The organism is Streptomyces sp. CA-106110, from assembly GCF_050936285.1.
In the GTDB taxonomy this organism is placed as follows: domain Bacteria; phylum Actinomycetota; class Actinomycetes; order Streptomycetales; family Streptomycetaceae; genus Streptomyces.
In genome coordinates, this window is sequence record NZ_JBNJNB010000001.1 from 7,574,693 (window position 1) to 7,587,282 (window position 12,590).

13 protein-coding genes are annotated in these 12,590 nt (G+C 72.4%); 9 read left to right on the forward strand and 4 right to left on the reverse strand.

The genetic code is table 11. The features are described from left to right. Window positions 1–59: 59 nt before the first annotated feature. Window positions 60–1,076, reverse strand: a complete 1,017-nt coding sequence (locus ACQEXA_RS34880) for a hypothetical protein (protein ID WP_432928156.1) — start codon at window positions 1,074–1,076, stop codon at window positions 60–62. Between the two features lie 225 nt (window positions 1,077–1,301). Here ACQEXA_RS34880 and ACQEXA_RS34885 point away from each other — a divergent pair, with 225 nt between their 5' ends. Beyond that, entirely contained in the window at window positions 1,302–2,081 is a 780-nt protein-coding gene (locus ACQEXA_RS34885) for a class E sortase (RefSeq protein WP_432928154.1), read from the forward strand. Window positions 2,082–2,084: 3 nt separating this feature from the next. Here the strand turns inward: ACQEXA_RS34885 and ACQEXA_RS34890 are convergent, their stop codons facing one another. Continuing rightward, window positions 2,085–3,509: an MFS transporter gene (locus ACQEXA_RS34890; RefSeq protein WP_433131985.1), complete on the reverse strand. Its 1,425-nt coding sequence runs from the start codon at window positions 3,507–3,509 to the stop codon at window positions 2,085–2,087. Window positions 3,510–3,699: 190 nt separating this feature from the next. Here ACQEXA_RS34890 and ACQEXA_RS34895 point away from each other — a divergent pair, with 190 nt between their 5' ends. The 4 genes from ACQEXA_RS34895 (at window position 3,700) to ACQEXA_RS34910 (ending at window position 6,429) form a co-directional block, all read left to right on the forward strand. Next, window positions 3,700–4,236 (forward strand): winged helix-turn-helix transcriptional regulator, encoded by a 537-nt coding sequence (locus tag ACQEXA_RS34895; RefSeq protein ID WP_432928151.1) that lies wholly within the window; start codon window positions 3,700–3,702, stop codon window positions 4,234–4,236. 41 nt (window positions 4,237–4,277) lie between these two features. Next, window positions 4,278–4,589 (forward strand): DUF6412 domain-containing protein, encoded by a 312-nt coding sequence (locus ACQEXA_RS34900; RefSeq protein ID WP_432928149.1) that lies wholly within the window; start codon window positions 4,278–4,280, stop codon window positions 4,587–4,589. 120 nt (window positions 4,590–4,709) lie between these two features. Then, complete coding sequence (yidC, locus tag ACQEXA_RS34905) at window positions 4,710–5,420, forward strand: membrane protein insertase YidC (protein WP_432939196.1); 711 nt, start codon at window positions 4,710–4,712, stop codon at window positions 5,418–5,420. Between the two features lie 151 nt (window positions 5,421–5,571). Beyond that, on the forward strand, window positions 5,572–6,429 hold the full coding sequence (locus tag ACQEXA_RS34910; protein ID WP_433131988.1) for a fumarylacetoacetate hydrolase family protein: 858 nt from the start codon (window positions 5,572–5,574) through the stop codon (window positions 6,427–6,429). A 234-nt stretch (window positions 6,430–6,663) separates the two neighbouring features. On the opposite strand, the gene ACQEXA_RS34915 is transcribed toward ACQEXA_RS34910, so the two are convergent. Together ACQEXA_RS34915 and ACQEXA_RS34920 are read right to left on the reverse strand one after the other, a co-directional pair. Continuing rightward, on the reverse strand, window positions 6,664–7,137 hold the full coding sequence (locus tag ACQEXA_RS34915) for a heme-degrading domain-containing protein (RefSeq protein ID WP_359391573.1): 474 nt from the start codon (window positions 7,135–7,137) through the stop codon (window positions 6,664–6,666). Then, a complete protein-coding gene (locus tag ACQEXA_RS34920) occupies window positions 7,134–8,219 on the reverse strand; it encodes a Gfo/Idh/MocA family oxidoreductase (RefSeq protein WP_432928145.1) in 1,086 nt (361 codons plus the stop codon). Before ACQEXA_RS34920 ends, ACQEXA_RS34915 begins: the two co-directional genes overlap by 4 nt. A gap of 56 nt (window positions 8,220–8,275) precedes the next feature. On the opposite strand from ACQEXA_RS34920, the gene ACQEXA_RS34925 reads away from it, so the two are divergent. From ACQEXA_RS34925 to ACQEXA_RS34940, 4 genes are all read left to right on the forward strand, one after another. Continuing rightward, window positions 8,276–9,502 (forward strand): ROK family transcriptional regulator, encoded by a 1,227-nt coding sequence (locus ACQEXA_RS34925; protein WP_432928143.1) that lies wholly within the window; start codon window positions 8,276–8,278, stop codon window positions 9,500–9,502. Window positions 9,503–9,710: 208 nt separating this feature from the next. Beyond that, window positions 9,711–10,478: a hypothetical protein gene (locus tag ACQEXA_RS34930; protein WP_432928141.1), complete on the forward strand. Its 768-nt coding sequence runs from the start codon at window positions 9,711–9,713 to the stop codon at window positions 10,476–10,478. 58 nt (window positions 10,479–10,536) lie between these two features. Then, window positions 10,537–11,292 carry a GntR family transcriptional regulator gene (locus ACQEXA_RS34935; protein ID WP_359391569.1) on the forward strand — a complete coding sequence of 252 codons (756 nt, stop codon included), beginning with the start codon at window positions 10,537–10,539 and terminating at the stop codon, window positions 11,290–11,292. 174 nt (window positions 11,293–11,466) lie between these two features. Then, window positions 11,467–12,588 (forward strand): TIGR03364 family FAD-dependent oxidoreductase, encoded by a 1,122-nt coding sequence (locus tag ACQEXA_RS34940; protein ID WP_433131991.1) that lies wholly within the window; start codon window positions 11,467–11,469, stop codon window positions 12,586–12,588. The last annotated feature ends 2 nt before the right edge of the window (window positions 12,589–12,590 follow it).

Here is a 12,590-nt window from a genome sequence, read left to right on the forward strand (position 1 = left end):
CCTGACAGGGATGGTGGTGCGCTTCTTGTCTCCCCAGGTGACCGCTGCCGGCAGCCCCGTCAGCCGACCTCTCCGTGGCACTCCTCGTAAACCTGTTCCGTTCCGCACCAGCACACGCTGCCCCGCTCCGGCGGCCAAGCCACAGCCCGTCCTCGGGCCGCCAGTGTCGTCGCGTACTGGGGCAGGAGCGCCACGTCCGCCGGTGATGCGCCCTCCGAGGCCGCGAACGCCTCGTACGAGGGGACCGTGCCCGTCACGATGCCCAGGTTCGGTGTGCCGGAGGCGGCCAGTTCTCTCAGGGAGCCCTCTATGGTCGCCAGGTGCTCCTCGCGGGAGGGGTACTCCACGGTCAGCGTCGGGTACGCCGACACCAGTTCCGTCAGTTCGGTCGTCGGCCAGTGCAGGACCGCCACCGGGAACGGGCGGGACAGCGCCTCCCGGTACGCGCCCAGCTCTGCCCGCAGGCGGCTGATCTCGGCCTCCAGTTCCGCCGGGTTGTCCGAGCCCAGTGACCAGATCCGCTTCGGGTCGTGCAGCTCGTCCAGGGAGACCGTGGAGGAGTGCAGGGTGTCCGCCAGCCTGTCCCACTCGTCGTGCGCCGCGCCCAGCATGCGGCGGACCCGGTGGCGGCCGTACAGGAGCGGGTGCGTGGACTGCGGTGGCTCCGCGTGGTCACCGAGCAGGAGCGTCAGCCCCTCGGTGAACGTCGCCTCCGCCGCCTCCAGCTCGTCGTGCGTCTCCAGGGACTCCGCGACGATCAGCCAGGGCGCCGGCTGCCCGGGGGAGGCCATGCGCACTCCGTCGATGATCGCCCGGGCCTCGGCCTCGTGGTCGTACTCCCACAGGTTCGACGCCTTCAGTGCTCGTACGAGGTGCGGGTTCTCCAGCGGCTCGGACGATGACAGCAGCCGGTCGTACAGCGCGGTGGCACCGGGGCGGTCGTCGGCCAGTTCCCGGTGGGCCGCGGACTGCAGCAGCAGGTGTTCCGCGTCCTCGGGATACAGGCCGGCAGCCCGCTCCAGGCGTGCTGCTTCGGCGTTGTGGTCGACGTTCTCGGCAGGCGTGTCGGGGCGCATGGGGGACACCGTACTGCCGCCGACCGACAAAGGAGAGAGATTCGCAGGCCAGGGGTTGCGGAGGGGTCGGTGAGTCGTGCGGCCGGGTGCCCCCAGGTGTGTGGCAGTCCGTGACGATCGGATACCGCCGCTGCGTTTCGCTGGGCGTTCGTCGGTGGGACGGGAGCGCGTCAATCGCTGCACGCTCATGGCCACTTGAAGCCGCACCCCTTATCGTCCGGCCCCATGCGCACCCCCGTCGTGCACCACGCCCTCCGGCGGCGCCGTGCCCGGCGCCTGCGGGCTCTGTGGACCGGTGGTGAGCTGCTGGTCACCGTCGGCGTCGTGCTTCTGCTGCTCGTGGTGCATCAGCTGTGGTGGACCAACCGGGAGGCGCGGCAGGGAGCCGAGCGCAAGGTGCAGGCGCTGGAGCGGGAGTGGGGCGCGCCGGAGGCCTCCTCGTCGGCCGGTGGCTCCGTGAGTACGCCTACGGCCGGCAGTACCGGCGCCACGAGCGGGTCCGGAGTCCGGAAGCAAGGACGGACGGCCGTGAGCGGGCCCGTTCGTCCCGGCCCCTCCCAGGCCTACGCCGTCCTCATCATCCCGCGGCTCTCCCTGCGCGCCCCCGTCGCCGAGGGCGTCAGCAAGGCCGACGTGCTCAACAAGGGCTACGTCGGTCACTACCCGGGCACCGCCCAGCCGGGCCAGGCGGGCAACTTCGCGCTCGCCGGGCACCGCAACACCCACGGCGAACCCTTCCGGTACCTCAACCGTCTGCGCCGCGGGGACACCGTCACCGTCGAGACCAGGTCCGCCACGTACACGTACGTCGTCGGCCAGGTGCTTCCCCGGACCTCTCCGGTGGACGGCGGCGTCATCGCGCCGGTGCCGCGCAGCCGCGTCGATCCGTCCTACGGGTACGACCGTCCCGGGTACTACCTCACCCTGACCACCTGCACGCCCGAGTTCACCTCCCGGTACCGGCTGGTGGTGTGGGGCATGCTCGCCTCCGCACGCCCCCGGTAGTCCCTACGCCCGCTCACGCAGCGCCAGCACGGCGAGCGCACCCACCGCCGCCAGGACCGCCGAGACGACCGCGGCGACGTTCGCCCCGTGGGCGAGCGAGCCGCCACCGGTGGTCACCAGGGCGATCGTGAGGGCCACGCCCGCGCACGAGCCGATGTAGCGGAACGTCTGCTGGGCGCCCGAGCCCATCGCCGCCCGCTCGGTGGGGACCGATTCCACGGCGACCAGCGGGAGCGCGGCGTTCAGCAGGCCGCTGCCGATGCCGCCGATCACCAGACCCGGCAGGACGCGGACCCAAGAACCCGAGCCGACCGCACCGAGCATGGTCAGGACGCCCACCGCGTGCAGTGCGAAGCCGATGGCCAGTTGGTGGCGCGACGAGACGCGGCCGGCCAGGCGCTTCGCCTGGAGCGCGACGAGGAAGGACAGTCCGGACCAGAGCAGGAACAGCCATGCCGTGTCGATCGGGGAGAGGCCCATCGTCCGCTGGAGCAGTGCCGGCAGGAAGGTGAACAGGCCCAGCACCGCCAGGCCCGTGAACAGACCGCCCGCCGCCGAGCCGAGGAAGCGGGGGCGCCGCAGCAGGGAGAGGTCGATCATCGGCGTGCGGGTGCGGCTTTCCACCAGGGCGAAGACCGCGAGGAGCACCACGGTGGTGGCGAACAGCAGGGCCACCGGCGTCCGCAGCCAGCCGTCGCGGCCCAGGGTCAGCGCGGCCACGAGGGAGACCAGGGCGAGGCTGAAGACCAGGGCGCCGAGCATGTCCGGGCGGCCGTCGCGCGGTGCGCGGGACTCCGTGAGGGCGCGTGCGGACAGGGCCGCCACGATCAGCGTCACGGCGGCCAGGACTCCGTACGTCGACCGCCAGTTAGGCATGGCCCCGGCGACCACCGGCCCCACCGCGATGCCGCCGCTCACGAAGGCGCCCCACACACCGGTCGCGTGCAGCCGGCCCCGTGCCGACGGGAAGGCGTGGACGAGCAGGCCGAGGCTGCTGGCGAGGATCGCGGCGCTCGCCGCGCCCTGCGCGATACGCGCCACGGTGAAGATCCAGGTGTTGGTCGCGAAGGCGCCGAGCACGGTGGTGAGCCCGAGGGCGACCGTGCCCGCCACGAAGATCCGGCGGCGGCCGTAGTCGTCGGCGAGGCTGCCGGCCACCAGGAGCAGTGCGGCCAGGCCCAGCGGGGTGCCGTTGAGCAGCCAGGCCTGCGCGGAGACCGAGGTGTGCAGGGCGGCGGCGGTGGCGGGGAGCGTGACGGCCGGCGCGGTGTAGGTCATGAGCGCCACGGCGGTGGCCGCGCTCGTCAGGGCGAGGGTGGCGGTCGCCCGTGGTGTCTCGCCGGCCGCGGGAGCGGCCGCGCGCTCTGCGGCGGCGGTCGTGGACGTGCGGTCCAGTTCGGTGTTGGACGTGCGTTCCAGCTGTGGCATGGCCTGCCCTTCCGGGGCGGGTCGGTTCAGGGGTTCGGACCGACGGTGTTCAGCGACAGAGCTTGGTTCGGTCATTGAACCTTGCCTGTGGCTGACCCTAGCAGGTCTCGGTTCGGTCATTGAATCAAGTTTGGGAAAAGTCGATTCGGTCAATGAACTAACTGGTCGGAATCTGGGTACAGTGGGGTGCATGGCTCTGGGTAAGGACTACGCGACGCAAGAGTGCTCGATCGCCCGGGCGCTGGAGGTCGTGGGCGAGCGCTGGACACTGCTGGTGGTGCGCGACGCGTTCTACGGCGTGCGCCGCTACAACGACTTCCTCGTCCACCTCGGCGCGCCGCGTGCCGTACTCGCGGCCCGCCTGCAGACCCTGACCGCCCAGGGCATCCTCGAGAAGCGCCGCTACCAGGAGTCGCCACCGCGCGACGAGTACGTCCTCACCGACCGCGGCATCGCGCTGTGGCCCATCCTGCGTTCGCTCGGACTCTGGGGTCGCGAGCAGTTCTGCGAGAAGCCCCTGCTCGTCTACCGGCACGCGGCCTGCGGCACGGAGCTCGGACCGTACGGCGAATGTCCCGTCTGCGGAACCGTGGTGCCCGTCCCGGACGTCGAAATGGTGCCGGGACCCGGGGTCGACCGGGCCCCGGCCGATCCGGTCAGCCGGGCGCTCCTCAGGCCGAAGAGGCTGCTGGAGCCTCTGGAGACCGAGGCGCTACAAGGGCGGTAGGCCGCATCACAAGGGCGGTCGGCAGAGGGGAGGGGCGGTCGATGGTCCGGATGTGGGCGAGTCTGCGCCCCGCCGCCGCGCTGCTCATCCTGCTCCTCGAGGTCGCCGTCCTCGACGCCGGCAGCCTGCCCGCGGCCGTCGCCTTCGCCGCGACCGCCGCGGTCGGCACCGCCCTCGCCGCGTGCGCGCTGATCGCCGCGCGCAGCGCTCCCGCCGTGCCGCCGACCCGGGTGCGCACGGCCATCCGAGACCGCGAGCACCGTACGGCGTTCCTGCCGCAACGGGACCCCGACGCCCCGGGACGCAGGCGACCGCGGGCACCGGGGCGTGCCCTCCCGGCGACCGTCGCGTAGGGCACGCACTCGTTCGTTCCGTACGGTGCACACGTGTGACCCCACGCGGGTCGTCATGCCGACACCTCTCATCACCCCGGCACGACGAGACCCCCGGAGGGCTCACCCATGTCCACGTTCATGTCCGTGTTCGCCGGCCTGGTCGAACGGCTGGCCGAACTGCTTCAGCCGCTCTTCCACGCCTCCGCGGCAGCCGCCGCGATCGTCCTGTTCACCGCGCTCGTACGGCTCCTGGTCCACCCCCTGTCCCGGGCCGCCGCGCGCGGGCAGCAGGCCCGTGCCAAGCTCCAGCCGAGGATCGCCGAACTGCGCAAGAAGCACGCCAGGAACCCCGAGAAGCTTCAGAAGGCGGTCCTGGAACTGCACGCTCAGGAGGACATCTCGCCGCTGTCCGGACTGCTGCCCGGGCTTCTGCAGTTGCCCGCCTTCTTCCTCCTCTACCACCTGTTCTCGAACACGACGATCGGCGGCCGGAGCAACGCCCTGCTCACCCACTCGCTGCTGGCCGCACCGCTCGGCGGCCGGTGGGCCGACGCGCTGGGCCACGGTGGGCTCCTCGGGACGGCGGGTCTCGTCTATCTCGCACTGTTCGCGCTTGTCGCGGCTGTCGCCGCCTACAACTACCGGCGTACGAAGCGGATGACGGCCGCGATGCCGGTCCCGGCCGCCGACGGCGGGCAGGTGCCCGGTCTGGGCGCGGTCACCAAGGCCATGCCGTTCCTGTCGTTCTTCACCCTCGTCACGGTGGCGGTGGTGCCGCTGGCCGCCGCGCTGTACGTGGTGACCAGTACGACGTGGAGCGCGGTCGAGCGGATGGTGCTGTACCGCTGAGCGCGGGCGACGACGGTCCAGTCCGTGAACGGGGTATTGCGGACTGGACGGCTACCTTGGAGGATCGACCAGTCCTCCGATGGCTGCGTCCCCTGCCGCACTCAGGCCGTACCCATCGACCGGGCTGCCCGCGATCGAGGAGATGGGGATCATGAAGCTGCTGCGAGTCGGTACGGCGGGGGCGGAGCGGCCCGCGCTGCTCGACGCCGAGGGGATCCTTCGGGATCTGTCGGCTCTCGTCCCGGACATCGACGGTGCGCTGCTCGCCGACGAGGCGGCGCTGCGCCGGATCCGGACTGCCGCCGAGGAGGGCGGGCTCCCGGAACTGGACGCCGCCGGGTTGCGTGTCGGACCGCCGCTCGCCCGCATCGGCAAGATCGTCTGCATCGGCCTGAACTACCACGACCACGCGCGCGAGACCGGCGCGGAGCCGCCCGCCGAGCCGGTGATCTTCTTCAAGGCGCCGGACACGGTCGTCGGGCCCGACGACACCGTGCTCGTGCCGCGCGGGTCCACCAAGACCGACTGGGAGGTCGAACTCGCGGTCGTCATCGGACGCACGGCCCGCTATCTGGAGTCGCACGAGGAGGCGCTCGCGCATGTCGCCGGATACGCGGTGGCGCACGACGTCTCCGAGCGCGAGTTCCAGATCGAGCGCGGCGGGACCTGGGACAAGGGGAAGAACTGTGAGACGTTCAACCCGTTCGGGCCGTGGCTGGTGACCGCCGACGAGGTGGCGGACCCGCAGGACCTGGCGCTGAAGCTCTGGGTCAACGGTGAGCTGAAGCAGAACGGGACCACGGCGGAGCAGATCTTCCCGGTCGCCGAAGTCGTGCGGTACGTCAGCCAGTTCATGACGTTGTACCCGGGGGACGTCATCAACACCGGTACGCCGGCGGGAGTCGCGCTCGGGCAGCCCGACCCGAAGCCGTACCTTCGGGCCGGGGACGTGGTGGAGCTGGAAATTTCGGGGTTGGGGCGGCAGCGGCAGGAACTCAAGAATGCGTGAGCGCTCCGCTGGGGGTGGAGGGTTTGCTTCGTTCCCCGCGCCTCTGTTGGGCGTGACGGCCTGGGGGCTGCCCGGGGTTGCGGGGGTTTGACGGGTGCGGGGCGTCGGGGGGTGATTGCGCAGTTCCCCGCGCCCCTATGGGGGCGCGGTCTTGTGGTGGGGGCTGCGCGTGTACGGCGGCCGCGGGTCGGCGGGGGTTGAGCGCGTAGTTCCGCGCGCCCCTTTCGGGGCGGACTAGCCCTCAGTCTTGAGGCGCTCCAGTGCCTCCACCACCATGGCGTGGTCCTGAAGTTGGGGCAGGCCGGAGACCACTACCGTGCCGATCACGCCTGCGCCCTCGACCGTGATCGGGAACGCGCCGCCGTGTGCCGCGTACACGTCGGGGTCGAGGCGGGAGGACTCCTCGAACGTCGTGCCCTTGGCGCGGAAGCGGGTACCGACCAGCAGGGACGAGCAGCCGTAGCGTTCTACGACGCGACGCTTGCGGTCGATCCAGGCGTCGTTGTCCGGCGTCGAGCCGGGCAGTGCCGCGTGGAAGAGCTGCTGGCCGCCGCGGCGGATGTCGATGGCGACCGGGGCCTTGCGGGCCCGGGCCAGCTCCACCAGCAGCGTGCCCAGGGCCCATGCGTCGTCGTACGTGAAGCGGGAGAGCGTCAGGCGGCGCTCCTGCTCCTCGAGTTCCGGGATCTCGGGTGCGGTCGTGGTCACAGCTTCACCGCCACGCCCTCGCGGGCCGAGCGCCGGGCCGCCTCGAGGACGTCCAGGGCCGCGGCCGCCTCGAGCGCGGTGACCGGGTTGGGGCCGCCCTCGCGTACGGCCTTCGCGATGGCCGCGTAGTACGCCGGGTAGTCGCCGGGGACGGTCGGCACCGGGTTGCCGCCGCCGGTGAGCGGGGACTCGCCGGCACCGATGCGGCCCCACAGGGACTCGGGTTCCTGACCCCAGCCGGTGCCGGGGCGCAGGCCCTCGCGCAGGGCCGCCTCCTGCGGGTCCAGGCCGTACTTCACGTATCCCGCGCTGGAGCCCAGCACCCGGAAGCGCGGGCCGAGCTGGGCCGTGGTCGCGGAGACGTACAGGTGGGAGCGGACGCCGTTGGTGTGGGTGAGCGCGATGAACGTGTCGTCGTCCGTCTCCGCGCCGGGGCGGCGGATGTCCGCCTCGGCGTAGACGGAGGCAGCGGGGCCGAAGAGGACCAGTGCCTGGTCGACCACATGGCTGCCGAGGTCGTAGAGCAGACCTCCGATCTCTGCCGGGTCGCCGGACTCGCGCCAGCCGCCCTTGGGCTGAGGGCGCCAGCGCTCGAAGCGGGACTCGAAGCGCCAGACGTCGCCGAGTTCGCCCTCGGACAGGAGCTTGCGGAGGGTCAGGAAGTCGTTGTCCCAGCGGCGGTTCTGGAAGACGGAGAGCAGCACGCCGCGCTTCTCGGCCAGCGCCGCCAGTCCGCGCGCCTCGGCCGCCGTGCCCGCGATCGGCTTGTCGACCACGACCGGCAGGCCGGCCTCCAGGGCGGCCGTCGCGATCGGGACGTGCGTCTTGTTCGGGGAGGCGACGACGATCAGGTCGAGCTCGCCGGCGCGGGGCCACAGTTCGTCGGCGGTGGCGGCGATGCGCACGTCGGGGTGCTCGGTGCGGGCCTGCTCCTGCCGCTCCGGGTTCGAGGTGACGACCGTGTCGAGGACGAGGCCCTCGGTGGCGGCGATCAGCGGGGCGTGGAAGACGGAGCCCGCGAGGCCGTAGCCCACGAGGCCCACGCGGAGGGGGGTGTCGGTACCAGGGGCTGTGCCAGTCATGGGCACCACTTTCGCAACGCTGTTGCCAAAGTGCAAGCGCGAGAGAGAATGGCTGGGTGAACAGGACGTATGCGGGGGCCGGAGGAGGCAGGCGTGGGGTCGCGGGGACCGTGGCGGGCGGAGTGAACCTGCCGGCGCTGCGCAGCCACAACACGGCGCTCGTGCTGGATCTGCTGCGCACGGCGGGGGAGAGCGGGATCAGCCGTCTGGAGCTCGCGGAGCGCACCGGGCTGACCCCGCAGGCCGTCAGCAAGATCACGGCCCGGCTGCGTGCGGACGGACTCGTGGCCGAGGCGGGCCGCCGCGCCTCCACCGGGGGCAAACCGCGGACCGTGCTGCGGCTGGAGCCCGGGGCCGGGTACGCCGTGGGCCTGCATCTGGACCGGGACGAACTGCGGGCGGTGCTGTGCGACCTCACGGGCGCGGTGGTCGCCGAGCGCCGGGCCCCGCTGGACCTGGGCGCAGGAGCGCAGGCCGTGGTGGAGAGCGCGGCCCGGGAGGTGGAGGCCCTGCGAGCGCAGGGCGCGGCGGTGCGTGCCGCCCGGGAAGCGGGGGCGGGACCGGAGTCCGACGGGGAGCCGGGGGAGTCCGCCGAAGCGGGGAGTTCCGTGCCTGTGCTCGGGGTCGGCGTCGCGCTTCCCGGTCCCCTGGACCATCTGCACGGCGTGCTGCACCGCGTCACCGGCTTCCCCGAGTGGGACGGGTTCCCGCTGCGGGACGCGCTGGCGCGGCGGCTCGCGATGCCCGTGGTCGTGGACAAGGACACCAACGCCGCCGCGCTCGGGCTCGCGCTCGGCGGGGCGGACGGGGACACGCACGCGTCGTTCGCCTATCTGCACCTCGGGACCGGGCTGGGCGCCGGCCTCGTCATCGGCGGGACCGTGCACCGGGGGGCCCGGACCGGGGCAGGGGAGTTCGGGCACCAGGTGATCCAGCTCGACGGGCCGCCGTGCGGCTGCGGCGACCGCGGCTGCGTCGAGGCGCTGTGCCTCGCCGCCGTCGGACGCGGAGACCTGGCCGAGGCGGCGCGCGTCCTCGGCGCGGGCGCCGCGAACCTGGTGGGGCTGCTCGACATCGACCTGGTGCTGCTCGGCGGGCGTACCGTCGCCGCCGATCCGGATGCCTTCGTACGGGGAGTGGGCGCCGTCCTCGACGCCCGCGCCCGGCGCGAGGGCTCTGCTGCGGCCGTCCCCGTGCGCCTCGCACCCGGCGGGGCGCGCGGCGTCGCGGAGGGCGCGGCACAGCTGCTGCTCGCGCCGCTGTTCGGCCGGGCGGAGGGCTGACCCCGGGCGCGGGCACCCGCCCGCGCTCCGACCGCGCCGATGTCCGACCGTCCCGGGCCCGCGCCGGTGTCCGCCCGCACCGATGTCCGCGCCGCCCCCCCGGCCGATGTCCGGCCGCTGCGCTGATCGAGGGGACTTGGCCGGTGGGCTGAGGCCGGTCGGGCGTGGCGTGCTTCAGGGGCCGCCGTCTATGGCCGGTCATGCTTCCATGCGACTGTCCAGACGCTCCCGACTGTCCCTGGTGGCGCTCTCCACGCTCGCGGCCTGCGCCCTCCTCCGGCCCACGCTTGCCGTTGCGTACCCCGCCGACCAGCAGGCCACCTGCACCGCTCCGGCCGGCGGCTCCTTCCCGCTCGCCACCAGCATCAAGGGCGGCCCCGACCGGTACGAGCCCGGTCGTGCCGCGCAGACCTGGTTCATCGACCTCAAGAACACGACCGGGCAGGTCTGCGGCGCGATCCACCCGGTGCTGGTCCTGGTGGACACCAAGCGGGCGCTGACGGTCACCCAGCCCGAACTGGAGTTCTTCGACGGTGACCGCCCGCACCGGGTCACCTTCCGGCGCACCGACCGGGCCGAACTGGTCGGCGTCTTCGACGACGGCTTCCCCGGTTTCAGCATCGCGCCCGGCCGGACGCTCACCGTCAAGGTCCGGCTCGCGATCGCCTCCGGCACCGGCGCGAACGACGTCGTGGCGAACGCCGCGATCGTGCAGCGCCACGGGAACGACGGGGACTGGGTGGGCGAGTCCAACGACTACCGGTTCCGGATCGTGGGGGCGGCCGGCGCCGCCACGGACCCGCCACGGAAGACGGCGTCGCCCACCGCAGGGCGCAGTCCCGGCGCGGAGGAACTGGCCTCCACCGGGCCGCGGCAAGGGCGCGGGCTGAGGGGGGTCCTCAAAGGGCTGCTGCTCATGGCAGGCGGAGTCATCGTCGCGGGCCTGCCCATCCTGCTGTTCCGCAGGCGCCGCTGAGCCTCCCGGCGCGCAGCCCCTCGACCGGCGACCCGGATTCGTCTGCGACGATCAACCCGTGGACTACCCGAACGACCAGGACCCCGGAGCCCCCGTCCGCTCCGGCATCCCCGAGCACGGCCGCATCCCGAAGTACTACGCGGTGAAGGCACAGATCGCGGCACTCGTCGCGGAGTTGGGCGAGGGCGGGCTGCTGCCCACCGAACGCGATCTGTCCGAGCGGTACGACGTGGCACGCGAGACCGTGCGGCAGGCATTGCGCGACTTGTTGCTGGAGGGGAGGCTGCGCCGTCAGGGGAGGGGCACGGTGGTCGCCGGGCCCAAGCTGGAGCAGCCGCTGTCCCTGGCCAGCTACACCGAGGGCGTCCGCAGACAGGGGCGCACCCCTGGCCGAAGTCTCATCACGCTCGACCGTTTTCCCTGCAACGACACCCTCGCCGCCGAGAGCGGACTGACCCGGGGCGAACCGGTCTGGCACATGGAACGTGTGCTGCTGGCCGACGACGAACGAGTCGGTCTGGAGAGCACCTATGTGGCGGTGGCGCGGGTCCCGCGGCTCGACACTGACTTCGATCCCGACTCCTCCTTCTACGGCTATCTGCACGAGCAGGGCATCGGCTTCGGCGACGCCGACGAGCGCATCGAGACGGTGCTCGCCGCCCCGCGCGAGGCCCTTCTCATCGGGACCCCGCCGGCCCTGCCGATGCTGCTGATCCACCGTGTCTCGCGGGACACCACGGGGCGGCCGCTGGAGCGGGTGCGGACGCTGTACCGGGGGGACCGGTTCTCCTTCTCGGCGCATCTCGGAGGCTGAGGGCGGCGGTCGGGGCGGGCCGTGTGCCCGCCCTTTTTGCATCGCTTTGGATCGCATGCCCACCGTGTTTTATCACGGAAAGATAACGGGTCTAGCCCAAACTTGAAGGTCGGTTCACCATTTGGTTGCCAGGAGGATCCTTTCGATTTCCCGATTCCAAGGAGCGTGGCTGACGTGAGAGTGACAGTCGTCGGAGGCGGCGTGGTGGGCACCATGCACGCCTGGCAAGCAGTGGAACGCGGCCATGAGGTCGTACAGATCGAGCGGGAGGCCGAGGCCCGCGGCGCCTCGTTGCGCAACTTCGGCCAGGTCTGGGTGAGTGGCCGCGCGGGCGGGGAGGAGCTGGAAACGGCTCTGCGCGCCCGGGAGCTGTGGGAGGAGATCGGTGCCCGCGTGCCCGCGCTCGGCTTCCGCGCCAACGGCTCGCTGACCCTCGTCCGCACCGGCCGTGAACTGGCCGTCGCCGAGGCCGCCCTGGCCCGTGCGGACGCGGCCGCGCGCGGCTACAAGCTGCTGTCCGCGACCGAGGCGCGGGCCGTGAACCCGGCCCTGCGCGGCACCTACGAAGCGGCTCTGTACTGCGAGCGGGACGCCGCCGTCGAGCCCCGCACCGCCCAGCTCGCCCTGCGCGAGGCGCTGAAGAAGTCCCCGAACTACACCTTCCTGCCGGGCCGTGAGGTCCGCGAGGTCACCGGCCCCGGCACGGTCCGCGACGACCACGGGGACGTACACCGCGCCGACGCGGTCGTGCTGTGCACGGGCGCCTGGCTCGGCGGGCTGGTCAAGGAACTGGCGCCCGACCTGCCCGTACGCCGCGTACGGCTGCAGATGATGCAGACCGCCCCGCTCGGCGAGCCCCTCCCCACCTCGGTCGCCGACGGGGACAGCTTCCGCTACTACCCGGCCTACCGGAGCGAGGCCCTCGACGGCCTCGAAGCCGAAGAGCCGCAGACGCCGACCGCCGCCGCCCACCGTATGCAGCTGCTGATGGTGCAGCGTGCCGACGGCGGACTGACCATCGGCGACACCCACGAGTACGAGCACCCCTTCGCCTTCGACACGCTCGAGGATCCCTACGACCACCTCACCGAGGTCGTCGAGGGATTCCTCGGCCGGCCGCTGCCGAAGATCCGCCGCCGCTGGGCGGGGGTGTACACGCAGTGCACCGACACCACACGCGTCGTGCACCGACAGCAGGTACGCGACGGGGTGTGGCTGGTCACCGGGCCCGGTGGGCGCGGAATGACCTGCGCGCCCGCCATCGCCGAGACCACCGCGAACGAATTGAGCTGGTGATT

Bases quoted from the DNA above. Each gene is read 5' to 3' on its own strand.
- ACQEXA_RS34880 (WP_432928156.1), bottom strand. From the start codon at position 1,076: ATGCGCCCCGACACGCCTGCCGAGAACGTCGACCACAACGCCGAAGCA.
- ACQEXA_RS34885 (WP_432928154.1), top strand. From the start codon at position 1,302: ATGCGCACCCCCGTCGTGCACCACGCCCTCCGGCGGCGCCGTGCCCGG.
- ACQEXA_RS34890 (WP_433131985.1), bottom strand. From the start codon at position 3,509: ATGCCACAGCTGGAACGCACGTCCAACACCGAACTGGACCGCACGTCC.
- ACQEXA_RS34895 (WP_432928151.1), top strand. From the start codon at position 3,700: ATGGCTCTGGGTAAGGACTACGCGACGCAAGAGTGCTCGATCGCCCGG.
- ACQEXA_RS34900 (WP_432928149.1), top strand. From the start codon at position 4,278: ATGGTCCGGATGTGGGCGAGTCTGCGCCCCGCCGCCGCGCTGCTCATC.
- yidC (WP_432939196.1), top strand. From the start codon at position 4,710: ATGTCCGTGTTCGCCGGCCTGGTCGAACGGCTGGCCGAACTGCTTCAG.
- ACQEXA_RS34910 (WP_433131988.1), top strand. From the start codon at position 5,572: ATGAAGCTGCTGCGAGTCGGTACGGCGGGGGCGGAGCGGCCCGCGCTG.
- ACQEXA_RS34920 (WP_432928145.1), bottom strand. From the start codon at position 8,219: ATGACTGGCACAGCCCCTGGTACCGACACCCCCCTCCGCGTGGGCCTC.
- ACQEXA_RS34930 (WP_432928141.1), top strand. From the start codon at position 9,711: ATGCGACTGTCCAGACGCTCCCGACTGTCCCTGGTGGCGCTCTCCACG.